This window comes from Alteromonas sp. ABH2_165 (assembly GCF_056159945.1).
Genome location: NZ_JBSWWF010000003.1, coordinates 56107 through 81571, shown reverse-complemented (window position 1 = coordinate 81571; position 25465 = coordinate 56107). Strand labels below are relative to the sequence as shown.

The 25465-nt window shown below is 44.9% G+C and carries 27 protein-coding genes; 19 read left to right on the top strand and 8 right to left on the bottom strand.

Annotated features, from left to right (window positions below; translation table 11 throughout):
• Positions 1-129 precede the first annotated feature (129 nt).
• The 3 genes from ACXAFQ_RS07720 to ACXAFQ_RS07710 all read right to left on the bottom strand — a co-directional run bounded on the left by ACXAFQ_RS07720 (position 130) and on the right by ACXAFQ_RS07710 (position 4350).
• Positions 130-1440 carry a ribonuclease J gene (locus ACXAFQ_RS07720; protein ID WP_474820352.1) on the bottom strand — a complete coding sequence of 437 codons (1311 nt, stop codon included), beginning with the start codon at positions 1438-1440 and terminating at the stop codon, positions 130-132.
• A gap of 145 nt (positions 1441-1585) precedes the next feature.
• Complete coding sequence (locus ACXAFQ_RS07715) at positions 1586-3751, bottom strand: S46 family peptidase (RefSeq protein ID WP_474819529.1); 2166 nt, start codon at positions 3749-3751, stop codon at positions 1586-1588.
• A 233-nt stretch (positions 3752-3984) separates the two neighbouring features.
• Positions 3985-4350 (bottom strand): DUF2750 domain-containing protein, encoded by a 366-nt coding sequence (locus ACXAFQ_RS07710; protein ID WP_070125281.1) that lies wholly within the window; start codon positions 4348-4350, stop codon positions 3985-3987.
• A gap of 293 nt (positions 4351-4643) precedes the next feature.
• Here ACXAFQ_RS07710 and ACXAFQ_RS07705 point away from each other — a divergent pair, with 293 nt between their 5' ends.
• Positions 4644-6047 carry a GGDEF domain-containing protein gene (locus ACXAFQ_RS07705; protein ID WP_474819523.1) on the top strand — a complete coding sequence of 468 codons (1404 nt, stop codon included), beginning with the start codon at positions 4644-4646 and terminating at the stop codon, positions 6045-6047.
• A gap of 34 nt (positions 6048-6081) precedes the next feature.
• Here ACXAFQ_RS07705 and ACXAFQ_RS07700 read toward each other — a convergent pair whose 3' ends face one another.
• Entirely contained in the window at positions 6082-6906 is an 825-nt protein-coding gene (locus ACXAFQ_RS07700) for a LysR family transcriptional regulator (protein WP_474819518.1), read from the bottom strand.
• A 132-nt stretch (positions 6907-7038) separates the two neighbouring features.
• Positions 7039-7203: a hypothetical protein gene (locus tag ACXAFQ_RS07695; RefSeq protein ID WP_474819514.1), complete on the bottom strand. Its 165-nt coding sequence runs from the start codon at positions 7201-7203 to the stop codon at positions 7039-7041.
• A 326-nt stretch (positions 7204-7529) separates the two neighbouring features.
• On the opposite strand from ACXAFQ_RS07695, the gene ACXAFQ_RS07690 reads away from it, so the two are divergent.
• Both ACXAFQ_RS07690 and ACXAFQ_RS07685 read left to right on the top strand, forming a co-directional pair.
• Positions 7530-7886 (top strand): MaoP family protein, encoded by a 357-nt coding sequence (locus tag ACXAFQ_RS07690; protein WP_474819511.1) that lies wholly within the window; start codon positions 7530-7532, stop codon positions 7884-7886.
• A gap of 213 nt (positions 7887-8099) precedes the next feature.
• Positions 8100-8843, top strand: a complete 744-nt coding sequence (locus ACXAFQ_RS07685; RefSeq protein WP_474819509.1) for a PRC-barrel domain containing protein — start codon at positions 8100-8102, stop codon at positions 8841-8843.
• A gap of 49 nt (positions 8844-8892) precedes the next feature.
• Here the strand turns inward: ACXAFQ_RS07685 and ACXAFQ_RS07680 are convergent, their stop codons facing one another.
• Positions 8893-9210, bottom strand: a complete 318-nt coding sequence (locus ACXAFQ_RS07680) for an ArsR/SmtB family transcription factor (protein WP_474819504.1) — start codon at positions 9208-9210, stop codon at positions 8893-8895.
• Between the two features lie 385 nt (positions 9211-9595).
• Between ACXAFQ_RS07680 and ACXAFQ_RS07675 the strand changes: the two genes are divergently transcribed.
• From ACXAFQ_RS07675 to ACXAFQ_RS07615, 13 genes are all read left to right on the top strand, one after another.
• Positions 9596-10513 carry a LysR family transcriptional regulator gene (locus ACXAFQ_RS07675; RefSeq protein ID WP_070125286.1) on the top strand — a complete coding sequence of 306 codons (918 nt, stop codon included), beginning with the start codon at positions 9596-9598 and terminating at the stop codon, positions 10511-10513.
• A gap of 174 nt (positions 10514-10687) precedes the next feature.
• Positions 10688-12514, top strand: coding sequence for a putative bifunctional diguanylate cyclase/phosphodiesterase (locus tag ACXAFQ_RS07670; protein WP_474819500.1), 1827 nt, complete (start codon positions 10688-10690; stop codon positions 12512-12514).
• A 167-nt stretch (positions 12515-12681) separates the two neighbouring features.
• Positions 12682-14016, top strand: coding sequence for a sigma-54-dependent transcriptional regulator (locus ACXAFQ_RS07665; RefSeq protein WP_474819496.1), 1335 nt, complete (start codon positions 12682-12684; stop codon positions 14014-14016).
• Positions 14017-14027: 11 nt separating this feature from the next.
• Complete coding sequence (locus ACXAFQ_RS07660; protein ID WP_474819493.1) at positions 14028-14252, top strand: histidine kinase dimerization/phospho-acceptor domain-containing protein; 225 nt, start codon at positions 14028-14030, stop codon at positions 14250-14252.
• Between the two features lie 7 nt (positions 14253-14259).
• Positions 14260-15771, top strand: coding sequence for a sensor histidine kinase (locus ACXAFQ_RS07655; protein WP_474819491.1), 1512 nt, complete (start codon positions 14260-14262; stop codon positions 15769-15771).
• The gene (locus ACXAFQ_RS07650) at positions 15761-16213 is read left to right on the top strand and encodes a response regulator (RefSeq protein ID WP_474819488.1); all 453 of its coding nucleotides are present in this window, start codon (positions 15761-15763) and stop codon (positions 16211-16213) included. Before ACXAFQ_RS07655 ends, ACXAFQ_RS07650 begins: the two co-directional genes overlap by 11 nt.
• A 17-nt stretch (positions 16214-16230) precedes the next feature.
• On the top strand, positions 16231-18321 hold the full coding sequence (locus ACXAFQ_RS07645) for a response regulator (RefSeq protein WP_474819484.1): 2091 nt from the start codon (positions 16231-16233) through the stop codon (positions 18319-18321).
• A gap of 215 nt (positions 18322-18536) precedes the next feature.
• Positions 18537-18875 carry a DUF883 domain-containing protein gene (locus ACXAFQ_RS07640; RefSeq protein ID WP_474819481.1) on the top strand — a complete coding sequence of 113 codons (339 nt, stop codon included), beginning with the start codon at positions 18537-18539 and terminating at the stop codon, positions 18873-18875.
• Between the two features lies 1 nt (position 18876).
• The gene (locus ACXAFQ_RS07635; RefSeq protein WP_474819478.1) at positions 18877-19410 is read left to right on the top strand and encodes a hypothetical protein; all 534 of its coding nucleotides are present in this window, start codon (positions 18877-18879) and stop codon (positions 19408-19410) included.
• A 1-nt stretch (position 19411) separates the two neighbouring features.
• Positions 19412-19669, top strand: coding sequence for a hypothetical protein (locus ACXAFQ_RS07630; protein ID WP_474819476.1), 258 nt, complete (start codon positions 19412-19414; stop codon positions 19667-19669).
• Between the two features lie 5 nt (positions 19670-19674).
• Positions 19675-20244 carry a CC0125/CC1285 family lipoprotein gene (locus ACXAFQ_RS07625; RefSeq protein WP_474819472.1) on the top strand — a complete coding sequence of 190 codons (570 nt, stop codon included), beginning with the start codon at positions 19675-19677 and terminating at the stop codon, positions 20242-20244.
• Positions 20245-20384: 140 nt separating this feature from the next.
• Positions 20385-20927: a type II secretion system protein gene (locus tag ACXAFQ_RS07620; protein ID WP_474819468.1), complete on the top strand. Its 543-nt coding sequence runs from the start codon at positions 20385-20387 to the stop codon at positions 20925-20927.
• Positions 20928-21240: 313 nt separating this feature from the next.
• A complete protein-coding gene (locus tag ACXAFQ_RS07615; protein WP_474819465.1) occupies positions 21241-21699 on the top strand; it encodes a DUF2383 domain-containing protein in 459 nt (152 codons plus the stop codon).
• A 32-nt stretch (positions 21700-21731) separates the two neighbouring features.
• On the opposite strand, the gene yfbR is transcribed toward ACXAFQ_RS07615, so the two are convergent.
• Entirely contained in the window at positions 21732-22376 is a 645-nt protein-coding gene (yfbR, locus tag ACXAFQ_RS07610) for a 5'-deoxynucleotidase (protein WP_474819461.1), read from the bottom strand.
• Positions 22377-22654: 278 nt separating this feature from the next.
• Between yfbR and ACXAFQ_RS07605 the strand changes: the two genes are divergently transcribed.
• The gene (locus tag ACXAFQ_RS07605; protein ID WP_070125299.1) at positions 22655-22831 is read left to right on the top strand and encodes a DUF1328 domain-containing protein; all 177 of its coding nucleotides are present in this window, start codon (positions 22655-22657) and stop codon (positions 22829-22831) included.
• Between the two features lie 26 nt (positions 22832-22857).
• The gene (locus ACXAFQ_RS07600) at positions 22858-23052 is read left to right on the top strand and encodes a hypothetical protein (RefSeq protein ID WP_070125300.1); all 195 of its coding nucleotides are present in this window, start codon (positions 22858-22860) and stop codon (positions 23050-23052) included.
• A 126-nt stretch (positions 23053-23178) separates the two neighbouring features.
• Here the strand turns inward: ACXAFQ_RS07600 and ACXAFQ_RS07595 are convergent, their stop codons facing one another.
• Entirely contained in the window at positions 23179-24084 is a 906-nt protein-coding gene (locus tag ACXAFQ_RS07595) for a LysR substrate-binding domain-containing protein (protein WP_474819458.1), read from the bottom strand.
• Positions 24085-24200: 116 nt separating this feature from the next.
• On the opposite strand from ACXAFQ_RS07595, the gene ACXAFQ_RS07590 reads away from it, so the two are divergent.
• On the top strand, positions 24201-25454 hold the full coding sequence (locus ACXAFQ_RS07590) for an SGNH/GDSL hydrolase family protein (protein ID WP_474819455.1): 1254 nt from the start codon (positions 24201-24203) through the stop codon (positions 25452-25454).
• The last annotated feature ends 11 nt before the right edge of the window (positions 25455-25465 follow it).

Below are 25465 nucleotides of genomic sequence, written 5' to 3'. Positions count from 1 at the left end.
AAGCCAAAGAACCTTGCGTTAGTTTCTTTATTAATGAGCTACTGTCGTGGTGGTATTTTACTCATAAATTCATGAAATGTAACCAAATCACAAAAAATACACTGACTATCCTTGAATAAAAATAGTCAGTTAGTTTTTCTCCCGGATTGGAATTCGCCCCGTTTTTACTAGCCCACGGCGAATGCCTGCTTGGGGCGCTAAACGGTACAAATCACCATTTTGCCCAACATAGGTTTTTCTTACTCCGCAGGATTTTGCAATTTTCGCATGGGCTTCAAGGTGCTGATGTTCTCCATGAACAGGCACGGCGATTTCCGGCTTTACCCAATGATACATCAATTTTAATTCTTCACTGCACGGATGACCGCTGGCATGCACTGGCAGTTGGCTGTCCTCACTTAGCAGAGTACTTATACCCCGTGCATTAAAGCGAGAAACCAGTTTTTCAACTTCTTTCTCGTTACCCGGTATGACAATACTGGAAAAAATAACATGGTCACCTTTACTCAATTCCAGCAACGGGTGATTATCTAACGCAAGACGCGACAATGCAGCCCGGGGCTCTCCCTGACTTCCGGTAGCAACAACAAGCACTTCTTCGGGTGGCAAGTATCCTATGTGACTTGCATCGGCCAAGGTGGCCTCTTCAGGCCAAATGCCCTGTGCCCGGGCAATACCAACCATATTAACCAGGGAATATCCCAGCAATGCCATGTATCGTCCCGTATTCGCTGCCACTTTGGCTAATGAAATTAAACGGGCAATATTACTGGCGAAGCACGCTACCACTACCCGTCCTGTCAACGGTTTAATAGTGGAAAGCAAACCGTCATAACACGTACGCTCAGACAACGACATGCCAGGTTTTAAGGCATTGGTTGAATCACCCACCAAGGCAAGAATATTTTCCTCAGCAAGCGATTGATACAAACTGTGCTTAAAAGGTTTCCCGCTAATAGGATTAGCATCTATTTTCCAGTCGGCGGTATGCAGTACGGTGCCCGCTTGCGTGGTAATTTTAACCGCATAAGGTTCTGGAATTGAGTGAGTGATAGCGAGCCAGGACACCACAAACGGCCCTATGGTGTGCGTTGATTCTCCAGACACCTCAATGATGGGTATTTGGCCACCTAAATTCTCCCTTGCCAGTTTTCGTCTTAATAATTCAGCAGTAAAAGGGGTGGTATACACCGGACAGCGAAACCGCTTCCACAAATACGGTACGGCGCCAACGTGATCTTCGTGACCATGAGTAATAACCAGGCCAGCCAGAGCATCTTTGTTTTCAGTAATAAAGGTGGGATCAGGCGCAACAACGGCGATCGTGTCGGCCAGGGCGCTATCTGGCGTTTTAGTTGCTGGGACGAGGGGTTCATTGAAGGATACGCCACAATCAACCATCAACCATTTACCCTGGTGCCCATACAGGTTCAAATTCATCCCAATTTCACCGGTTCCGCCGAGTGGCAGAAACCAAAGTTCATCCGCTCCGGGAATAAGATTACTGATAGTATTCTCCTGATTCGTAAACAAAAAACGGCCTGACACAAAGTATGCAGGCCGCTTTATTCATGACTTAACAGTATTATTTCACTATTGTCATTTCTTCAATGAGATTCGTCGCACCATCGACATACTCCATCACCCATAGCATGTACCGCGTATCAACGTGAATGGTACGGGTAGTGCGAGGATCAAAGTCCCAGTCAGAGTTAACACTTTCGAACGTACCGTCAAACAAAAGGCCAACCAGTTCCGCTTTGCTGTTAAGGGTAGCAGAACCCGAGTTTCCGCCGGTAGAGTCTAAATCGGTGAGGAAATTCACTGGCACGCTGCCTATGCTATCTAGCTTATAAGCACCATAGTGTTTATCCCTGATTTGTTGCAACAATTTCTCAGGGGCATCAAACGGTGATTCACCTGTGTCTTTCTCTAAAATACCTTCCAGACGGGTAAACGGTTCATAGATTAAGCCATCTTTAGGTGAACCTCCCAACACATTGCCGTAGGTAACGCGAAGCGTACTGTTTGCATCAGGGTATGCCAGACTTCCCTGTGATTTCTGCCACTCGATGATTGCCTGCATGTATTGGGGTTGCAGTGCAGCCGACTGCCCTTCTAATGCTTTGTTTTTATCTTCAATCTGCATTTCCGTGTCGTTCAGGGCAACGGCAAGCTGAATGAACGGGTCTTTGCTGTTCTCAAAATCAGCAGGTTTAGCCGTTAACCAGCTAAGGCGAATATCCGTATCCGTGAGTTTGGTCTCCCGATAGAATTTTGCCAGAATGCCTTCAAGTTGCTCGGCAGTTGTTTCGCTTGTAATGCCCAATGCATCATCGAATGCCGCTACCCGGGCAGATTCCGGCTGGTCCAGGTAAAGCGAAATCATTTTCTTCCATACTGCTTTATCGACGGTTACATCAAAACGACGATCAATCCGCGATAAGCCTTCCTTAAGACGAGACTGATCCCGTTGCTGGAAACCTCGATCACGCTCTGCGTCTGGCTTTTCCTGTTCGATTGCATTGCGATAAAGCTGCTGGGCGACAGAGAAGAGTTGCGCCCGTGACAAGTTGTTGTACCAAAAATTCTGTTTACTGTTTTTAATACGCTCGTCAGTAACCTCATCCAAGCGCTCGATGTTATCCACCAGTTGCGTTTTACCTTGCCCGTTTAACCAAGCTTTTAAGGCATTCTCACGATCCTGGCGTCGTTTAACCAGCCCGACACGCTTTGCACCTTCCAGTTGGCCTTTTGTATTCTTAAGGAAATTGTTCAAACCGGCCAACAGCGCCTCGTACTTAATGCGCGCATCACTGCCTTCTTCAGAAGCCTGGTTAATGGTGTCAATCCACTGGCCAATCAAATCCACGTAGGTTGGGTACATCCAGTCAAAGGTATAGGACACTACGCCCAGTCGTGCGTATCGATCCGTAGAGCCTGGGTAACCCGCAGCCATGACGAAATCGCCATCTTCTAAACCGGCGGCTGACACTTTAATAATATGCTCTGGTTGATAAGGCACATTCTCTTCACTGAAATCCGCAGGTTTGCCGTCTTTGCCTACGTATGCGCGATAAAAAGAGAAATCGCCGGTGTGACGAGGCCACATCCAGTTATCAATATCTCCGCCGTATTTGCCCACAGAATCCGCAGGCGTATAGGCAATACGCACATCGCGAATTTCCATTTGCTTAATCAGCTTATATTCCAACCCCTGAAAGAAAGCCGGTACAGAACAACGAAAACCTTCTTCCGCTTCACACTCTGCGATGATGGCTTTTTTGTTGTTCTCTATGGCATCGTAACGCTCACGTCCTTGCACATCACTGCTGATTGAGCCAATAACACGGTCGGTAACATCAGCAAAATCAACGGTAACAAACATTTTAGTGCCGGGCGCAGCAGGTAATTCGTCTTGTTTGGTTTTAGCCAGGAAACCGTCTTTTAAATAGTTATGCTCAGGCGAGCTGTTGTATTGCACTGAACCACGAGCACAATGGTGATTGGTAACAGCGAGGCCTTCATCAGACACAAATGACGCGGAACAGCCGCCTAGTGACACGATGGCTCCCATGGGAAAGCCGGTCAGATTTTTGAGAGTTTGGGGCGATATTTCCAGCCCAGTTTGCTTCAAATCTCCAGCAATATCAGGTAATTGCTCAGGTGTGAACATACCTTCTTTGGCCTGCACAGCGGCACTGGCGAAAATAATCGCGAGGGAAGCACTGAGTAAGTGTTTTCGAGACATAACTGCTCCTTTCTTATTTTAAGTCAAACCTGTTATCGCCACGCCATTGATGTGGCAGGTTTTATCCGTCGGTAATTGCAGAGCGGTAGTGTAGCTTTGTCATGGAGGTAATGTGAATCATATTCAGGCGAAACGCCGCTGAAAAGAGAGAAGAAGTGTTAAGAAATATTTCTGTGTGAAGGCGTTAGCCAACTGGATAACGCCTTGGGTAGAGGATGAATACGAGGGTGCAGCTATTTCTTTGCAGCCAGGATCTTCTCTGCCAATACATCTGGCTCAATGATTTCGCCCTCTTCAGCGGGAACCGGACACACCATAATGACCAATCCATCTTTGAGCAAACCAGGCGTCCACTTTTGCATCCAATCCTGCAAAGAAATGCTTAGCGGTTCACAGTGGTCCCATTCGTCAGTGGCCCAAAGGGTGGCCAGTGATTTGTCAGGCCAGACAGGAACGCCATCCTCTTCATCTGACGTAAGCATAACGCATCCGTCCTCATCTTTAAGGATCCAAACCTGCTCGTTACTGATGATGCTGTCGATTGTCGCGCTTAGGCGTTTTTCGGCGTTAACTTCCAGAAGTGGATGGGAAAGTGACATAGTAGCCCTCTGTATAAGTGGCACACTTGCGCATTCAGGTAGATATTTGCGCGAGTACAAAAAAGAATGATGTCGATACTACCAATAGACCTGAAAATAGTTAACCGTTAATACCGTCATTGTGTTGCTGATAAGTTGATCATTTTCTCGCTTCGGAAAGTTCATCTGCGCTGGCGCCTGGTATAAATGAACTTTTTTTAATGTTTATTTTTGCAAATCTCATAGTGAGTCTATACTGAAATTTATTTTCCATCTCGGGGGAATGGGCCCGACAGCACGTTGAGGGTGGCATTATGCCTAACGCTTACGTATCGCATTACCAATCCAGACGCAAACTCATTCTTATTGCGCTTATTTTATCTGAACCGTTTTTGCTGTTTGCCGCCGCAGCCGCGGCCTTGTCTCTCACAGGCTATTTAATGGGTATCGACTTTTTATATCGCCCAATTGAATCAGGTATGGCAACCCACCCTCTCACTGCTATAAGCTTAATCATGCTTGCATCAGGTTTCATCAGCTTCAATCACAAGCGTCGGGCACTTGCCGCCATACTCGCTTTTTTACCGCAACTCATCGTCGCCATCGTGTTAATCGACAACTTGCTACAAAACCACATCAGTGAATCTATCACCCCATTCAGTGATGTCGTGGCAGCATCACTAGAACAGGGTCGCGTTAATGCTATGGGCCAAAACACCTGTTGGATGGTTGCTTTGCTAGCACTTTCCCTGCAAGCGAGGCTAAGTAAAAACGTGAATCTTACACAGTTGTTTGCAACGATTGCCCTGGTTTTTCCCTCTTTGGCGCTTACCGGATACGCCTACAACCTCGACACTTTTTATGGTGAAATGTCGGTGGCCACCATGGGCATAGGCTATTTTCTCTCACTCGCTATCCTCTTCTCTACAGCGAATCATGGTTTTATTCGGACGATGTTGTCTCCTTTCATTCCCGGAAAACTAGCTCGTACCCAGGCCGTATCTGGCTATTTTTTCGTATTTCTAATGGGCTATCTCTGGGTTAAATCGCTTTCATCGGTTGATGACGCCTCTCTCTTTGGCGCCTTTGTGGTGCTTGTTTGCTGGGTAGTTATTGCTGTGGTGGTATTCTCGACGGTGTACCACGAAAATGCCGACAAAAAGCGACGAAAAAAAGAAGAGCTTCTTACTAGGCTGGCCAAAATAGACCCACTCACTAGCTTATTTAACCGACGGGCCTTTCACGAATTGCAACGTCGAGAACTCTCTCGTATGCAAAGATACAATGGCGAAATGGGCATATTGATCGTCGATATCGACTACTTTAAATATGTGAATGATACTTATGGCCACGATGCAGGCGATGCCATATTAAAAATTATCGCGGTAACAATAAAAAATACGGTCAGGCGCTCTGATGTTATATGCCGTATGGGAGGAGAAGAGTTCGCGGCCATTTTGCCAGCTACTGATCAACCCGGTACCCACCGGGTTGCAGAAAAAATTCGTGCAGCGGTTTGCGAACTAGACTTAACAGATATCATTGACGACTACCCGCTGTCAGTATCTGTAGGCGTATCTGACCTTGGCGACCATGACATGACAAACGCAATGAAACGGGCCGACAAGGCCCTGTATCAAGCAAAAGAAAAAGGACGAAACCGCGTTGGCTCACTGTTTAGTCAAGACGATACGGTAGACAATGCATTGCTGATTTAACGCAGCTTAGCCGGCTTTACTCAGTGACCGACTTTTACTCAGTAAGTAGTGTGATCAGTTCGGATAAGCCCGGGCGTTTCACCGCTTTCATTGTATTTAGGTATACGGTGGCCATCATGTCGTCACAGGTTTTAATCTGACGACGAGAAGCGGCTGGCAAAATAGAATCTGCCACTGAGGTGGGCAAATAAGCAAACCCGCCTTCTTCAATCAGGCTACGGGCAGCAAGCCCCAACGAATTAGTACTCAGCCTGGCATCCCGTAACTGCGGAGATTGATGAAATAGCTTCTCCCTGACTTTACTGCCCCACTCTACAGACACAAAACTGGATGAAGTGGGTTCAGTGTCGTCAGTATTGCAAGCGAACAATGACAGCGGCTCGCAAAGCAATTCCTTACTCACAATTTCTTCTGATTTTAGCGGTTCACAAGACAGGGCTATATCGATACTTCTTTCGTGTAATTGTCGCGATAAACTGTCCAGGGTTAGCACCTCGGCTTTCACTGACCACTCTGGAAAGGTTTGATGCACTTTTCCCAGCACCGAAGAAAAACCCATTTCGCTGGCTAGTTGCGTTGCCGCGCAAACCACATATTCGCCCGACTCCAACTGCAGTTCTCGTTTTGCTTCTTTAAGTGTGTCGGTTAATTGATGGGCAAAAGGTAACAGCTTTTCACCTGCTTGGGTAAGCTGAATACTGTTGCGGTGCCTGATAAACAACGTGGTTTGAAAATATTCTTCAAGCAGTTTTATTCGTGCACTGACCGCGGATTGTGTCAAGTAGAGATTTTCAGCAGCTTTGCCGAAATGGCGGGTCTTTACGACCTCGAGAAAAGTAGATAAAAAACGGATATCCATAGAAGCTACGCAGCTGATTACGTTAACGGATATACATTCTCACAGGTTGTAGGTGATGTAAAACAAAAACATAACCAACGCACCAGAAATCTGGTGCGTTGCGCAGATAGAGATAACCGCTTGTGGATGTTATCAGAAACTTTCCTGGTGGAGCCTTCGCTGTTTTTCACGACGTTGTTCATCGCGCTTTTGCTTAGTTTTCACCTGATGACGACGATCCTGGCCTTTTTTACCCTGAAAGTCACCATCTTCTACCGAGTCCCATTCTTCACGGTGGTAACGATAGTCTTTACTCATTGCAGTCTCATAGTTGTTGCGTTAAGGACACATCTTCATTATCAGGCTCGTACAGAAAATAGGAAACAAAAATTATTCATCGTCACGATGATAAATTTAACTGGATAAAATATCATCAAGGACTATCCAGAATCCATGTCCGTTCGCTATGCTGTTGGTGTTTGGCTGTGCATGCAAACGACAGGAAAAAGCTTCCTTTCGACAGCTACGGTGGCTTCAAACAGTTCAAAAAAATTATTTGTCCTAACGGTAAAAATTTTTTGTTTCCCATGATGGTTTTATTGATTTAAAAGTCTGCTGAGTTCACTCCTTATCGAGACTTCGCCATGAAAACGTTTGATATTCGCCCTGCTCCAAAACCTTTTATCGATCGCGCTAAATTTCCTTACGGATTTAAAAAATCTGGAGACTTTAGTATTTCCGAAGCTGACCTGCTAAGCAGACACGGAAAAGTTCTTTCTGAATTAGAAACCGGTTCTCTGCAAGCCGAAACCGAAGACGAAAAACACTTTGTTGCTTTCGTATCAGGTAGCGTTCCTGCAGAAAATGCACTGGAAAAGGCCTGGCAAAAATACGTGCACCTTGCCCGGGGCAAAAAGCATTTTTACACCTTGCACAGCTCTGCCAGCAATGCGTCAGAATTCGACGACGACTATTCTGACGAGGAATTTGATGTAGCCTGATTTCGCATTCGCGTTTTCAGCAAGCTTCCGTTTACATCAAACCGCCAGAGCAATGCTGTGGCGGTTTACTTTCACTGACTCCTCACCTAAATCTCTTCCCTACCTGTTATCTCTGACAAAAATTGTGATCTGTTCTGATGCCCGTTACGAAACAGCATAAAGGCTTGCAGTAAAAGCTGACATCGTGATTTAAGAACTATAAGGACAACAGGAATGATTGCATTTTCCTCATTAAAACATTTCGGTATTCATGCTACAGACGGTGATATCGGGCAATGCAAGGACGTGTTTTTCGACGATCAGGATTATGTTACCCGTTATTTTGTTGCAGATACCCATAAATGGCTGCCACTGGGCCGTAAGGTGGTACTGTCTCCTATCTCGCTGTTGGAAATTAATACCACGGAAGAGAAACTGTATGTGAACATGACGAAGCAGGCGCTCAAAGACAGCCCCTCAATTGATGAGCATAAGCCGCTTTCACGGGAGTATGAAGAAATCCTGTTTAAATACTTCGGTTATGGCTATTACTGGATTGGTCCCGGAGCATGGGGCGATTTTTCACATCCCACCGAACTCGCTCACCAACAGAATATGCAGGAAGATATTGAAGAAATTGAACGTCCCGGCGCCAACCACCTGCGTTCTTGTGACGAAATTGATGGCTATACGGTAAGTGCAAATGACGAAGACAGCGGCCACATCTGTGACTTCATTATTGATAAGCACAACTGGCAGGTGGCACTCTTTATAGTAGATAGTCGAGATTGGCTACCGGGAGGTAAGAAAGTAGCGCTATCAACGGCAATGATAAAGGACATAGACTGGTCGGCACATAAGGTGAATATCACCCTATCTCATGAAGTATTGAAGGCGTTACCAGAAGTGGATGATGAAAGGTTGGATGATTCTGATTACCTGACAAGTTTGGTGAATCAGGCTCAAATTTCGGGCTAATAAAGAATATTAAAAATGAAAAAAGGCGGATGAAATCCGCCTTTGCTGATTATTCTGCACAGAAAAACTGATAAAGCATTCCGATGGTTTGTTTTACACGCTCATCTGCCAAACTGTAATAAATAGTTTGACCGTCTCTGCGCGTTGCAACCATTTTTGCTTCACGTAAAAGCGCAAGGTGTTGAGATAACACAGGTTGGGTAACAGGAATTCGGGTAAGTAAATCAGACACTGAATATTCAGTTTCTAACAAAGAACAAAGCACCATAAGGCGCGTTTTATTGGATAATTGTTTTAGGAATCGCTCGGCATCAGCAGCGTGGGCCAACAATTTTTCGGTATTAATTTCTTCTTTAATTGCTGTCATGGTAGTTCTACTTCTTATTCTAGGAAACCACGGTCAATTAAACGCGAATGGTTCTCAATCATCAAGAGGATTCATCGCGAATTATAACCCACTGAAAGTAACCCGCTGTCTATTTATGGCAACATATATAAGAATAGCTTTACGTTTTATGTAGCTAGAGTTAATCCGGTGACTATTGCTCGTACACATCTCGCTCCTTCAGTTTAACAAGCACAAATATGATATGGTCAGTAATTGAGCTATAGACAAATATCAATATTTCACTTCCCAAATATACCGGGTACGTTGAACTCTATGATGCCATTAGCATAAAGACAGCACTTGCGCTGTTTTTTCCCTTGGCATTGTCGGGTAAACTTTAGTTTTTAATAAATCTGAAAAAGTTATGTTGAAAGCAACCTTAGAGCAGTGGCGAATGTTTCAGGCTGTCGTAGAAGCTGGCGGCTTCAATCAGGCAGCACAACAAGTGCATAAAAGTCAGTCTAGCGTTCACCATGCGGTGCATAAACTTGAAACCGCCCTCGGGATCCCCTTGTTTGAAAATGACGGTCGCCGGGTAAGGTTGACAGAAGCCGGTGAACTTATGCTGCGCCGAGCTAACTTTCTACTTGATGAAGCACACAAATTGGAAGCGGTGGCTGCCAACTTACAATGCGGAACAGAAACACAGCTTCGGATTGCCGTTGATATTATTTTTCCCCCAACTCTGCTCTATAAAGTGTTGAATAAAGTCTCACAGGAGTATCCGCTTTTACGCATCGAATTGATGGAAACGGTACTCAATGGAGCCAACTCATTGCTTAAATCTGCTGAAGTGGATATTGCCATATCTCCCTTTGCCATTAAGAATGGCTTCAGCGAAGATTTGTGCGAAATAGAGTTTGTTGCCGTAGCGCACCCCGATCACCCGCTACACCAGCTGAACCGTCCTCTCACGATTGAAGATCTTAAATCACATCGTCAAATTGTGGTACGCGACTCTTCTGCGGAAAGAAAAGCAGAATCAGGCTGGCTTGGTGCCGATCAGCGCTGGACAGTCAGTCATGTGAGAACCTCGGTAGACATCATTTGTCAGGGTCTCGGTTTTGCTTGGCTTCCGTTAGCGATTATAAAACCCCAGTTAAATCAGGGGTTGCTAAAACCTTTACCGTTGGATAAAAGTGGTGTGCGCAAAGGGCTGTTATATCTGTGTTTCGAAGACGGAGACAGACTGGGGCCTGCAGCCAGGGCCTTTATCGGTGAATTACGCTATCAGTCGATGACACTCCCTACTGCAGAGGCAGAAGGGTTTTTGAGTCTTTAGCGCCGGTGTACAGTTTTTCAGCTCCATTTGCCTGATACCTTATTACAGGGTATAAAAGCTAAACTTCTATATAAGAAAAACAACAGGAAATAGATGTCATTCCTTAATGCCCTGCCTTTTAGTCCCGTAGCGGGAATTCTGTGCAAAGAAACACGGCCTGAATAAATACTCACCATGGCAAATATCGTCGAGATTCAACACAACAAAGCCAGCTTGCGTAAGCGACTATTGATGGGCTCGATTGGACTGTCAACACTGCTCATTGGCATCATTACCTACCTTGGCCACGGTATTCTGATGGATTTGGAGCGAGACTTTGAAACCGAGTATTTTGATCAACAAGGGCCCTTAATTGCCAAAGCAATTACGTTAGAAACCGAACCGCAAACCATCATTCCAGACAGTGTGGTTGCCGTATTTAACAACACGGCGTTGTTGTTCCAGCGGGCCGACATAGACAGCAGCACCGTTTCCCAGCTCAACAGCACACCCGACAAATTTCGTGAAATCAATAGTCAGCGCTACTACCGTCAGTATTTTCCTTCATCTGACAATAATGACCCGTTAACTATAATCTGGCGCACAAAAGATCAGACCGTTGTCTCATCAGAAATTATTAATACCCTTTCTATCGCAGCATTCATTACCTTCTGGATTGCGGTATGGATAGCCCTGTTGATGTCGGCATTTATCGCCAAACGTTTTGAGACTGCAAACGATAAGCTCGCGCAACTTGCACTGGAAGATCCGCTGACCAAACTTGCTAACAGGAATGCGCTGCTTGCGAACACGGTATTTAACGAAGGCAATGGGGCGTTGTTTTTTATCGATTTGGACCGCTTTCGCGAAATAAACAACGCCTTGGGACACAATATGGGCGATAGAATGTTATTTGCGTTTGCCCAGCGTTTGTCTGGTCTTGTTGAAGAAACCGCTACGGTTTATCACTACCGCAGTGATGAGTTTATTATCTGTCTTCCAGACGTTGCATCAGACGAGATTTTAAATCGTGCATTTACTCTTCTCTACCAGTGTAGAGAACCGCTTTTTATTGGCAACAGCGCATTCGAGATCAGTTGCAGTATTGGTGCTGCTCGCTATCCGGAGCATGGTCATCACCCTGAAATGCTAATACGCAACGCTGAAAACGCCATGCACCGGGCCAAGAGACTCCGTTTAGGCGTGCAGATCTACAACGACCGGTTAGCGTACAACAGCACCATAAAAGTGACGCTTCGCGGGCAACTGCGCTCTGCCCTAACGAACAACGAATTTGTTCTTTATTACCAGCCTAAGGTAGATATCCGCCGAAAACGTTTAGCCGGCGTTGAGGCCATTGTTCGCTGGAATCACCCTGACGAGGGCTTATTGCAGCCGGGTCTTTTCATTGATTTAGTTGAGCAAAGCGGCATTATCCACGCCTTCACCCGCTACACCCTCGAACTTGCAGTTAAACAAATCAAGGCGTGGTCTGCGCTAGGTTATGAATTGCCCGTGTCGGTTAATCTCTCGGCCTACAACCTGCTGGATAGCGCTTTTATCCCTTTCGTGCGGGAATTGTTAGATAAGTCGAATATAAAGCCTGAGCTACTAGAATTTGAACTTACAGAAAGCGCCACAATGGTTGATATTGCAGTAAGTCGCAGAGTGCTGGCCAACTTCCGGGAGATGGGCATTAAAACCTCTATCGATGATTTTGGTACCGGCATGAGCTCCTTTGCTTATCTTCGCGAGCTCGATATCAATACCGTGAAATTAGACCAATCCTTCATCGCTGGCATTACCCACGAGCCTCGCGACGCAAAAATTGTGGAAGGCATTGTTTCACTGTGCCGTAATCTCGATATTGAAATCGTCGCAGAAGGCGTTGAATCTCAAGAGCAAGCAGAAGTACTCGAACAATTACATTGTTATATTGTGCAAGGCTATTTCTATGGTCGACCTGTACCCGCCAGTGAAATCACCATCAATCTGAACGGTCACGAACGGCTTACTCAGTAAAAAAGGCTTATATAACCTGCTGATTTTAATCACTTGAAAGCGAATCCAGCGCTTAGACCTGATTTATTTACATTTTGCTTTCAAAATCTGTGCCGCAGAAGTTGATCTTAAACTTCTGTGAAGTTGTAATACGTATATTGCGAGAAAAATTAATAAAGGACTAGCGCGTGCTAACTGTTTTACTAGTGGATGACGACCCGGAATTTACAGAGGTTGCCTGCACCATTATCGAATTTCTGGGACATGATATCCTCACCGCAGCCAACTTGGCTGAAGCCCGGGAATGGCTTACAAAAGAAACCTTCGACCATATCCTACTCGATTTCATGTTACCTGACGGCAGTGGTGTGCATCTTTTTGACGAGCTCGACGCGCTACCCAAACGCCCTAAAGTGACACTTATTACTGGTCACCCTTCCGTACGCGGCATTATTAAAGGATTATGCGGCCCGAATATCGATTACTTGGTTAAGCCTATTCAGCGTGAAGACATTGAAGCGGCCTTAACAGGTAAGAAAGAGAAGCCGAACTCCGGCGGCCCCCGTATTAAGAAGTACTTTGGTCACTTGATTGGCGAATCTGCGCCAATGAAAGAGCTTTACAAGCTTATTGAACGGGTGAGCAGAACCAGTGCAAACGTTATGCTTCTTGGCGAAAGTGGTGTGGGTAAAGAAGTCGTCGCAGAATCGATTCATGCTGCATCTGACGTCACCGGCCCGTATATCGCAACAAACTGCGGTGCTTTTTCTAAAGAATTGATCGGTAGTGAATTATTTGGCCATGAAAAAGGCGCATTTACCGGTGCCGTTAATCGCAAGGAAGGTGTATTCGAGCAAGCTGAAAGCGGTACCCTTTTCTTAGACGAAATTACGGAAATGCCCATAGATATGCAGCCTAACTTGTTGCGGGTGTTGGAAAATAAAGTAGTCATTCGTGTCGGTGGTACAAAAACCATCCCGGTGAATTGCCGCGTGGTGTCAGCCACTAACCGAAAAATGGAAGAAATCGCAGAGAGTAAAGTGCTTCGGGAAGATATCTATTTCCGTCTTGCTGTGTTCCCAATTACGATTCCCCCTCTTAGAGAGCGCAAAGGAGACATCCCATTACTGGCGTCTCAGTTCATTGCCGATTTTAACCAAGAAAACGGTACCCGGTTTGAATGGGAAGAGACGCAATTAGACAACCTGATGACCTACGACTGGCCAGGTAATGTCCGTGAGTTACGCCATTTTGTGCATCGTGCGGGCATAATGAGCGATCCGGACAAAACCGATATCGAACTGCCAAAAACCATCGAATCTCCGTTTGCGAAGAAACAATCAACCTCGCCAGCGCTGGAAGCAGGTCGAACCATTGAAGATGTGGAAAAAGAACTGATTTATGCCACGTTGGAAAAAGTGAATGGCAACAAAACGTTGGCTGCCGAAATGCTCGGGATCAGCACAAAAACACTGTACAACCGCCTTCACGCTTACGGCGACTTAAGTAAAGACGAATCGTAAGGTTAACGTAGATGAAAGACGAAGAAATTGGTGCAATTGCTCGTTGGGTCCACGATGCCCGTAAACCCTTAAACAGAATATCCATGCAGGCCGAGTTAGTAAAAATGGCCCTGAACGGCGACATACCGGCAGAAAAAGCACAGGATGCATTGGATAAAATTATTGCAAGCACCAAAGATTGCAGTCATGCACTGGCTGAAATGATGGAAGAACTCGCAAATGGCAATACGGAATAATTAGTTCATGCTGAATAAAGTGGTTCAGTCGGCGTATAGCTGGATTTCACTGGTGACGATAATCATTATTATCATCACCGGTAACGCATTTTACATGGTAAGTACATTGGATGAACTGGCCTCCATAGAGCGCCAACTTTTCAGTACCAACCGCGTTATTAATGCCATTAATATGTTACACGTAGCGGTACTGCGCGCAGAGTCGGGCCAGCGGGGCTTTCTATTAACCAAAGAAGAGTCTTACCTTAACGACTATACCGTCACGTTAAATCATCTCACCGAATTACTCACCGAAGTAGAAAATGCCTCGCTGGATAGCGATTTACCCGAGCAAGAAGAAAATATCCACGAACTGATAACTCTGACTAAATCCAAACTGAATGAATTAATCGAAACGGTAGAACTCACCCGACAGGGAGAATACGACGCTGCCATTAAGATGTTAAATACAGATGTCGGGCTGGACTTATACGATGAATTCGACAAGCGCTATGTGTTTATTGATTCGTCGGAAAGGGATGCGCAAGAGCTACACTTAACCAGTTTGATGAAACTTCGTTCCGACTCTGTGAATACCTTAGTTATCTCGGGTGTCACCACGGGCTTACTCATCATCGCTATTCTGATCTTACTGCGACTGAACATGCGAGATAATCTCAAACATCAGCTTGAGTTGCAGGAATACAATGAAGAATTAGAAGATAAAATTGAGCAACGTACCCAGGAATTAAAGCTGTTTGCTGACGAGCTCTCTAGAAGTAACCGTGAGCTGGAAGATTTTGCGTTTGTCGCTTCTCATGATTTACAGGAACCACTGCGAAAAATTCGCGCTTTTGGTAATCGTCTCGAGGCGGGTTACGTTGAAGTTATGGATGAACGTGGCCGGGATTTTCTCCAGCGCATGCTCAATGCAGCAGAACGAATGTCAATGCTGATAAGCGATCTACTGGCATTTTCGAGGGTAACGACCCGAGGTAAGGAATTTAGCAGTGCAGATTTAAATACCATCGTTGATGATGTCGCCAGCGATCTCGAAATCGCCATTGAAGAATGTAACGCTACAATAAACGTTAGTGCTTTGCCTACTATCCAATGCGATAAATCACAGATTGAACAACTTATTTTAAATCTGCTCTCGAATGCCCTCAAATTTCGTTCTGAAGCAATACCACCGCTCATTACCATTACGGCCGCCCCTTCTACGGAAGATGAACTGGCAAACATCCTGATGAAAGACGAATATGAGTGGGTTACCCTTACTTTCGAAGACAACGGTATTGGTTTCGAACAGTCATTTGCAGAAAAAATATTCGCCCCGTTCCAGCGTCTGCATGGCCGCAGCGCCTACAAGGGAACGGGGATAGGGCTCGCCGTATGCCGTCGCATTGTTGAACGTCATAACGGCGCCATTAAAGCATTTAGCGAACCGGGCAAAGGCGCTCGGTTTGTCATCATTATCCCTGTTGACGGTGAACCTTTCGCCGCTGGCAATGAAGGAGTTTTAAGCAATGTCTCTTAAACATTCAACACCCATTAATATTCTCATGGCAGACGATGACGAAGATGATCGTTTACTAACGTTAGACGCACTGAAAGAAAGTCGCGTACTAAACAACCTATTTTGCGTAGAAGACGGTGTAGAGTTGCTAGAATTTTTGCGCCGTGAGGGCAAGTATAGCGATCCGAAAGACGCGCCCCGTCCCAGTCTGATTTTGCTTGATTTAAACATGCCTCGTAAGGATGGCCGCGAAGCGTTGCAAGAAATTAAAGCGGATCCATCACTGCGCGGCATTCCCGTTGTGATCCTAACTACCTCAAAAGAAGAAGAAGACATGCTGAAAGGTTACGACCTTGGATGTGCTTCTTATATTACCAAACCGGTAAACTTTGAAGGATTGGTCGATCTGATGCGCGCGTTAGGCCGCTACTGGATTGAGTTTGTTGAGCTACCCCATGATTAAAGAAACAGGAATTGTTCGTGTCTGAAGTTATACGGGTTTTGCTGGTAGAAGACGATGAGGATGATTACTTCCTCACCGCCGACTACATGTCACAGTGTGATGAACCCCGCTTTCACATTACCTGGGTGACAAACGGTAAAGCTGCAATTGATGCGTTTCAGAAACGTACTTTTGATATTTGTTTGCTAGATTACATTCTTGGTGCGGAAAACGCACTGGATGTTATGGCCACCTTTAGAGCTGCAGGTATTACGGTTCCTGTGGTCATTCTTACTGGCCAGACTGACAGTCAGGTTGATGATATGGTCATGCGCGCAGGTGCCGCAGACTATTTGAATAAAAGCGAAATCGAGTCGCCCCGTTTCATGCGAACCATGCGTTACGCAATGGTTCGCCGGGAAATGGAAAATGAGCGAATAGAGCGTCACAAAGTTGAGCAGCAGAATAAGGCAAAAGACAAATTCCTCGCCCACTTAGGACACGAACTTCGCACGCCATTAACGTCTATTCTTGGCTACACTGAATTGCTACTGGATGACAAGGCAAATGCCGACATGAACCAGGAGCTATCGATCATTCATACCAACGGCAAGCACTTGCTTAGTCTATTGAATGACTTGCTCGACATGTCGCGAATTATGGCCAACAAACTTGAGTTGGCTCGTCGCGAAGTGAACCTCAACGGCTTTCTCACCGACGTTCATTCTTTAATGAACCTGGCAGCGAAAGACAAGGGCCTGACGATGGAAGTATCGTCTCGAAATGATATACCTGACTTCATTTCTGCAGACCCCACGCGACTTCGGCAGATCTTAATAAATCTAATTAGTAACGCAGTTAAATTCACTGACACCGGTACCATTCAGGTTACCGTTGAAACCTTGCCACCACGTCGCGAAGACAACAAAGAGATGCTACTTTTCCGGGTAATTGACTCGGGAATTGGTATGCCGCCGAATAAACTGGATGACATATTCAGGCCTTTCGAGCAAATTGAAGATGTCATGAGAGCTAATCATGGCGGTGCAGGTCTTGGTTTGGCTATTTGCCGCGAACTCGTGTACAAAATGGGCGGTGAAATCAGTGTAGAATCTGTCTTTGGCCGCGGAAGTACGTTCTCTTTTACCATCGATCCGGGTGATATCAGTAACCAGCATTTTGACATGTTCAAACTCACTGCCCCAACGGTTGATGAACAGAACAAGAACAAATTACATGTGACAGGTCGTGTACTAATTGTCGACGACTTACGGGAACTCCGTAAACTTACCGGTCATATGGTGAGCCAGTGCCACGCCACCGTGTCCTATGCTGAGAATGGCGTTAAAGCCTTAGAAGCGGTATTACAGGCAGAGCAATCTGGAAAACCTTATCACTTGGTGTTGATGGACATTCATATGCCGGTAATGAATGGTATTGATGCATTAAAGGCGATGCGCAAACATCAGTGTAACGTGGCCGTAGTGGCCATTACTGCGGCAAGTCGCAAGGGTTTGCGACAATCGTTACTTGATGAGGGTTTCGATGACGTGTTAGGCAAACCCATTGAAAAATCTGAATTATTTTCCATTTTAGATCGCTACCTCATCAGCACACCAGGTATTTCAGGTCACTCAGTAGAAGAAGAGCCTAACTACCAAAAGGCGATGCAATCTATTTCCTATTCAGGAACAAAAGATACCTTGAATGAGGGGGCACCTGATGGAGACGCAGCCTCTACTCCACAACAAGGACAAGCCAGTGAAACGAAAGAAGAAGTGACAGACCCGTCGCTCAAGCAGGTTCTGTTGGTTGAAGATGATCATGATGCTGCTGAGCTGATGAAGCTTCTGCTGAGTCACCTTGGTCATAACGTGGACGTAGCCTATTGCGCGAAAGATGCCCTTGATAAGGTTAAACATCGCCCTTACGACGCCGCCCTTCTCGACCTTACACTGCCGGATGATGACGGTATCAGCTTGGCAAGAAATATTCGTACCGTTAGTGACGCAATGGAAATTTATATTGTTAGCGGTCGCGAGCCAGACAATACAGAACTCGAAGAGCTCAACATTTCCGGTACACTTCTTAAACCAGTAAGCAAAAGCGATCTCGCAGCATTGTTTTAGTATACCTGTAATAAGATGTCCGCATTAGAGTGGACATCTTATTTCATCAACATTGCAATAATTACATTAACCTTGTAACAACGCTTCTCTCACAAATTCGATCTTTATCCAGACTTAAATTTAATCCTTTTAATATCAATAATTTAATCAACTTTCAAACATGGTATTCCGATTGCAACTCTCCATAATGAATATATCCACAAGGAGATTTTAAAATGGCTACCGCAGCAACCCCAAACACTACTGCGACTAACGGTGCAGCGAAAAAAGCAACAAACGGTGTAGACGAATCTACTCATCCTTTTACTGATAAAGCACAAGCAACTCTGCAAAATTCAGTAGACCGTTTAGCGCAATCCGCTGCACGTGCTGAAGAGAATCTACGCGCTACTGCCTCTGATTCTGCCGACAACATGGCTGCTCGCAAAGCACAAATGGATGCTAAATGGAAATCGTCAGGCGTACGTAAATATGCTGTCGATAATCCGGTAGCAGCAGCGGGTATCGCATTCGCAGCAGGTATGTTAGTCACGTCATTACTGCGTAAGAAGTAATATGACGGAAAAGAGCAACGACAGCGCCAGTGAAGAGATGGTCACTGGCAATGCTCGCAAACAGGACCCGGTCAGTTTTGCTGATCGGGCTTCTTACGATCCTGAGCAGTCCAAGGAAATTGATGACAATCCGCCTGACGACGAGGCCGATCCTTCGCTGGACGATCTGATCACAAACGCGCAATGGGTGATATTCCAAAAACAACAGGAACTTACAGCCCTTGCCGATTTATCAGCCGCAGAAGTAAACATTGCAAAGCGGTCGGTTATTGTGACGGGAATCGCCACCCTTGCGGCTTTTGTCTTCGCCTGTTTTTGTTGGTTAATTGCCAACATAGGTATCGCATTAACTCTGCATCATTTCGACGTACATAACGGCGTTATCGCGCTAATTGTGTTCTTGATCAATCTTGGGCTTGCAGCTGGTGCATTCCTGATTGCTAAGCAGTCATATGCGTACATTACGTTAATGCCAGCAATTCATACTTTCCTTCGTGGCATTGGCGTTGAGAAAAAACCTCAAAAGGAAGAGTAAAATGCCCGTGTTTATTAACTCTGCAATTAAGGCCAGAAATAAGGCGCAAGATAGCTACGCTATATCGCAACAGGAAAGTGCCATTGCCGTTAATCATGCTAAAGTCACGTTGAAGTTGTTCGCAGCTCGTCCAGAAACCTTGCTGGCGTGCTTTGGTGCCGGCGCTTACAAGGGCGCCACCACGGATAACCCACCTAGCCGCAAACGTCAGGCTATGATGACGTTCGCAAGGACAGCACTTTTCAATTTTTTAGGATAACAATAATGAGTTTTACCGCATCAGTGATAAAAAAAGGCATGTGCTATGTTTTACTGGGAGCGGGTTTAGTTGCCGCTACGGGTTGTAGCAGTGTATCGAGCCTTTCACCCACCCCTTATCAGGCAGCAAAGTCGGATAAGCAATACGGTTACTCATCAACGCAACTATCAGACAATGAATACCGTATTATGTTTCGGGCAACGGAAGTCACCGATGCGTCGCTAGTACAAGAATATTCACTTTATCGTGCGGCTGAAATTGCCAAGAAAAATAATTTTCAATATCTCACTATCGTTAAAACCGACATCGAGCGAAAAAATACCGTCGCCAAACGCATTGTTAAAGAAACGCCTGAAATTTCGCAAAATCCCATTTTGACAGACCCGCAATGCACAATGTCTGGCTGTAACGAGGTGGGACAAACAATGCCAAACCAGAGTGGTGAGCTGCGTGTGCAAACAGAAAACACTGAAGACGTTTACTACTCCATTCTCGTTCGCATGGCTGAGTCTCAAACAGCCTTGGGCAGCAAGTCTTTCGAAGTTGCAAAGCTGCTAGCCCATAAACCCATGTAAAAGCAGATTTTAAAAATTAGCGTAACATATTAAAGCAAATACTTATCCAAAGCCCGGCATAACCGTTCCGGGCTTTTTGCTATTGGTCTTCCGTCACCAGTGAACTATCCTGCCATTGTCTTTTACAACAAACTGTTACCATGATGAAAAATATAAATGACAACGCAGGTTTTACTCTAATCGAACTCGTAATTGTTATCGTCATCCTTGGCGTTTTGGCCGTTACCGCAGCCCCTCGCTTTATAGATTTATCTGACGATGCCAATGATTCTGTCACGCTGGCACAGATGGGCGCATTCAAATCAGGTGTCAATCTATTACATGCAAAATGGCAGATCCGTCGTCAGAGCAGTATTTCTATTTCTGGTCAAACAGTTGAATTTACCGATGATGGATGGCCGAAAGGTTCCACCGATGACAGTGCAGGCTGTGCTGAACTCTGGAGTGAGGTGCTTGCTGACGCAGAGCCTGTGACCGTGCTGAACAATTATACTGACACCTTATCGGCGGGATGGAACGCTTTTTACTATGGTGAAGTGTGCGGCTACATTAAAAGCCAGAGTGGTGGCGGTACGGTTTACCCCAGCAATACGCCACACTTTGCTTATTACATGACAGATTTTAGCGAACCAAGTGCAGGTTACACAGGTAGCCCGGGTGAAGTGAAGATATACAACCTTTAATTTTGGTCTGTAAAGTACGTAGCCCGGAGTAACACGCCCCTAAGTACAAAACCCTGACTGTAAAAATCTTACCGTAAAACTTGCGGCGTAGTGCAAACAAATCGGCCTTGCGCTGCGCCACGAATTTACCATTTTTTACAGACTAGCCTGTAAAGATTTTCACTCCACACACACCAACGCTTTTGATAGCTTCATAAAGATGGCAATTATGCTGCTAAATCAACAGATTAATTAAAGTTAATTCAACTCTACAATGGCCCATTTTGTGCAACTTATGATTGTATTTGGTTAATTATTACGTTAGGAGTTTACAGTGTCATCAGTCGCCATTCCCTCTGAAAAATTAGCTGACCTAATAAAGGTATTGCAGAGCGGGATCCGTTTTTATAAAGAAGGCATTAAAGCGGTTAAATGCGACGATACAAGAGAAATGTTTACACGTATTCTGACAGAAAAAGAGCAAGCTTGTGCTGAGTTACGCCGGCACTGCTCTGGTGTGAAAAATACAGGCTCCAACTTTATCGTTGACGCTAGAAATGTATACACTCGACTCATTAGCCGTGTGACTTCACATAGCGACCAGATGTTTACCGAGCAACTGGCATCCATGGAACGAAGAATACTGCATTATTTTGATGATGTGTTAAAAGAGCAACTGCCACAACATATCGCGCAGTTGCTTCGTAAAATCCGCACTCGGTTATTGCAGTGCTATGACGAGCTTCAGTTAATAAAGGCTACGCGAAAAAAGTTTATTCGCAATCAAGCTTAATTGATTCAATGCTGCCAGGCGATTAGCCCCGCTTACTCTTTAATATTGATGGTGTTTGCCCGTTCTACCCAATCTAAATCGCGGGTTTGTTCATCTAGCGTTCCCTTTGCATCTTCCAGGAATACCTGGCAAAAATAGTCGACACTTTTAAAAGTTTCACGGTACTTTCTTAATTGAATTTCCATTTCGTGCATTGCATTAGAAAACTCCGAGTTCGACTTCGATAATTCATAATCACACTTGAGATACGCGCACAAGACGTCTGCAGCTTTTGCCAGTGCCACATGAATATCTTCTTTGTCTTGTTCGATTAAAGGCTGATACCTTTCTCTAAGCGGTTCAGGTAAGGTTTGCAGAAGCATCGCTTCAAAACGTCGCTCTAGTTTCTTTATCGCTGCTGTCGTTTCCGGATCATGATATTTAACAGGGCTAGGAATATCGCTCATGCCGGCTATTTCACTGCCTTCATGGAAAATTGCCATACTGGCTACGCGATCTGGTTCTACAGCTTCGTTAAACACATCTTTCGCTATGGCGCCAAGCATATGGGCCACCACTGCCGCTTCATAGATGTGGGTAGAAAGCATCTCTTCTTGAAACTGTGCCATTAACGGCCATCGCTTCACGTTTCTTGCTCGCTGCATAAGGCCAATAAATGCTGAATGATGTTTTGTCATGATGCTCTACTTAAATGAATGCCATTGAATAAATGTATGTTGTTACAACTGCTAGTTTATCAAGCTCACCAAGTGATGCTAGTCGCATAAGGAATTGATGTGTAAAAAATGCAGATAAGTTGTAACTCTTTGCCAGCAGTTTTATGAACACGCTAGCAGGAACAAATTAACTATATGATAAATAATAACTTTTAACCTTGGCACAATACCAGCATCAATCAATACGAACTTAACGAAAGTTAAACGAACTTTACGAAGAGCAATATGAGGAAATTATTATGCTAGGTTGGGCAGTTACATTTTTCATTATCGCCATTATTGCAGCAGTTTTTGGCTTCGGTGGCATTGCTGGTGCAGCATCAGGCATTGCTCAATTTCTATTCTTTGTATTTGTCGCGTTGCTGGTGATTTCACTTATCGCCAATGCACTGCGCGGTAAATCACCTAGAGTATAATTTAATTGGAACAAGGAGAAAGGACGATGAAATACTATAAGTTATTTTTGAAAGCGATGTTGGTAGCAGGTTTTGCATTTACTCTGGCCGCTTGTGGCGACGGTGAAGCAGAAAACGCAGGCGAAGAACTGGACGAAGTGATGACTGACGCTGGTAACGCTGTTGAAGACGCCTGTGAAGACGTGAAAGAAGGCGCTGACGCTAAAGATACCGATTGCTAATACCAATCGATACAATGAAACCAGGCTACATGCCTGGTTTTTTTGCGCCTGAATTAGTACATGAGCAACACATTAGATGTACTATGCGTAACTAGAATTTTGTACTCACAGTGTCGGCAAACAACACTAACAGACTTCCAGATGATGAAATAGAAAATCAATAAATGCACGAATTCGATTCGGTAACATTCCTCCCTGACCAACATACACGCCATAGATATCCTCGGTAGCGTTAGGTGTATAGTCTTCGAGAATGGGAATGAGTTTCCCTGCTTTTATATCCTCTTCCACCTGAAAATAAGCGAGCCTGCCGATACCAAGACCAGATAGCAAAAGATGTCGCAAAGCATCGCCATCACTCACTTTTACATTGCCTTGTGGAGCAATTAACACCTCCTTCCCAGCAACGATAAAAGGCCATTCTCGTGCTGCCCGCGCAAATGTGAAGTCCAGACAATTGTGAATTTTCAACTCTTTTGGCGTTGTAGGACAGCCTTTAGCATTCACGTAATGGGGTGAGCAAACTACAACCATTTTTGCTGTTCCAAGTTTCTTTGAAATGAGATTGGAGTCTGCTAACTTACCTGTTCTGATAGCAACATCGACACTTTCTTCAAGTACATTAATCACTTTATCTGATAGCTCCAGATGAAGGCTAATTTCAGGGTACGTGGCTAAAAACTGTGGAATTAGCGGCAAAATATATTTTTTACCAAAAGGTATATTGCAATTAACGCGTATTTTGCCTGATGGTTTTTTTTGCTGACCCACTAATCGCTCGGCATCATTTAATGCTGCAATGATTTCCATTCCTTGTTCGTAGAACACACACCCTTCACTTGTTAATGAAAGCTGTCTCGTTGAACGATTAAATAGTCTGGCTCCCAATCGTCGCTCTAACTTCGAGATCGTTTTGCTGATGGCGGAAGGCGTATTATCTAGAAAACGGGCTGCAGAAGAAAAACTGCCAAGTTCAACAACTTTTATAAAAGTTTCCAATTCCGCTGAACGGTTGGCATCATTTTTAGCCACTGTAATATTGCCCCTACCTTGTGAATTAAAGGCACAAATAATATTCCTTATTGATTATTTTTCAAACTTAAATTTTATTCGATACTTTCTGCATTCAAACCAACTGGAATGTATCAATGAGAAATATACTTTCATATCAATTAACTGCATCTGTCATCGCCGGACTTATTTTAAACCCAGTAATGGCGAATAGTTTCCACGATTCATTTACTACGTCGTGGACTTCCAGCCCGCAGGCTGTATGGAACGACGGTTTCATTTTCCCTACCAATATACCTAAATCAATTGAAGATCAAACGGTAAGACAAGCTATCAGGTTAAGTCTTGGTGGTGATTCTTTTAAAATCGAAATGTCGAATGCCTATGGAAAAACGCCGGTAAAATTAGGAAGCGTAACAGTTGGATTGTCTGAAAATGCTACAGATGTCTACACCGTTAAACAGCATATTTCAGTTACATTCGGCGGGTCTAAAGAAGCGATAATTCCTGCAGGAGCAACACTTCTGAGTGACGACATATCATTCGAATTACCGTCATTGGCAAATGTCGTTGTCTCTGCCTATCTACCAGAAAAGACAACGCTGGAAACATTCCACTGGGATGGACGGCAGACTAATTATATCTTGCACGGTGACCAAACTCAGACATCCACTCTAAGTACTAATCATATCGAAACAACTGCCCGTTTATTTGTCAGTAGTCTCTTTGTGAGTAAGAGATATGAGCGCGGTGCCATCGCTGTTATCGGAGATTCTATTACAGATGGTGCCACTGCTGGCCTCGACAACAACACACGCTGGACCGATTTTCTTGCAGAGCGACTGAGCAAACAAGGCATTGCAGTTTTCAATGCCGGAATATCCGGTGGACGATTGTTATCTGACGGGATGGGCAGCAGTGCTTTAGGTCGGTTAGATCGAGACGTATTATCGAAGCCTGGTGTTTCGAGCTTAATAGTCTTATTGGGTATTAATGATATTGCCTGGCCAGGTACACGCTTTGCGCCACATAGCGATAGACCAGACCTCGACAGATTAATAGAAGGGTATACCCAATTAGCTGAGCAGGCACAAAACCAGGGAATAAAAATCTTTGCCTCTACACTCCCTCCATTCGAAGGGGCATTGCCCAACACGCCTCTCGACAACTATTACAAAAAAGAAAAAAACGCGCTTCGCTTGGCTCTTAATGATTGGATCAAACGTGCTGATGTATTCGATGGTGTTATCGACATGGAAAAAATACTCCAATCACCAGAGCGCCCAAACAGGTTGAATCCGAAGTTTGATTCTGGCGATCACCTCCACCCCAGTGTTGAAGGGAATAGAGCCATGGCTTATGGATTCGATACAGCAATCTTCTCAAAGTGAATAACTGCCTC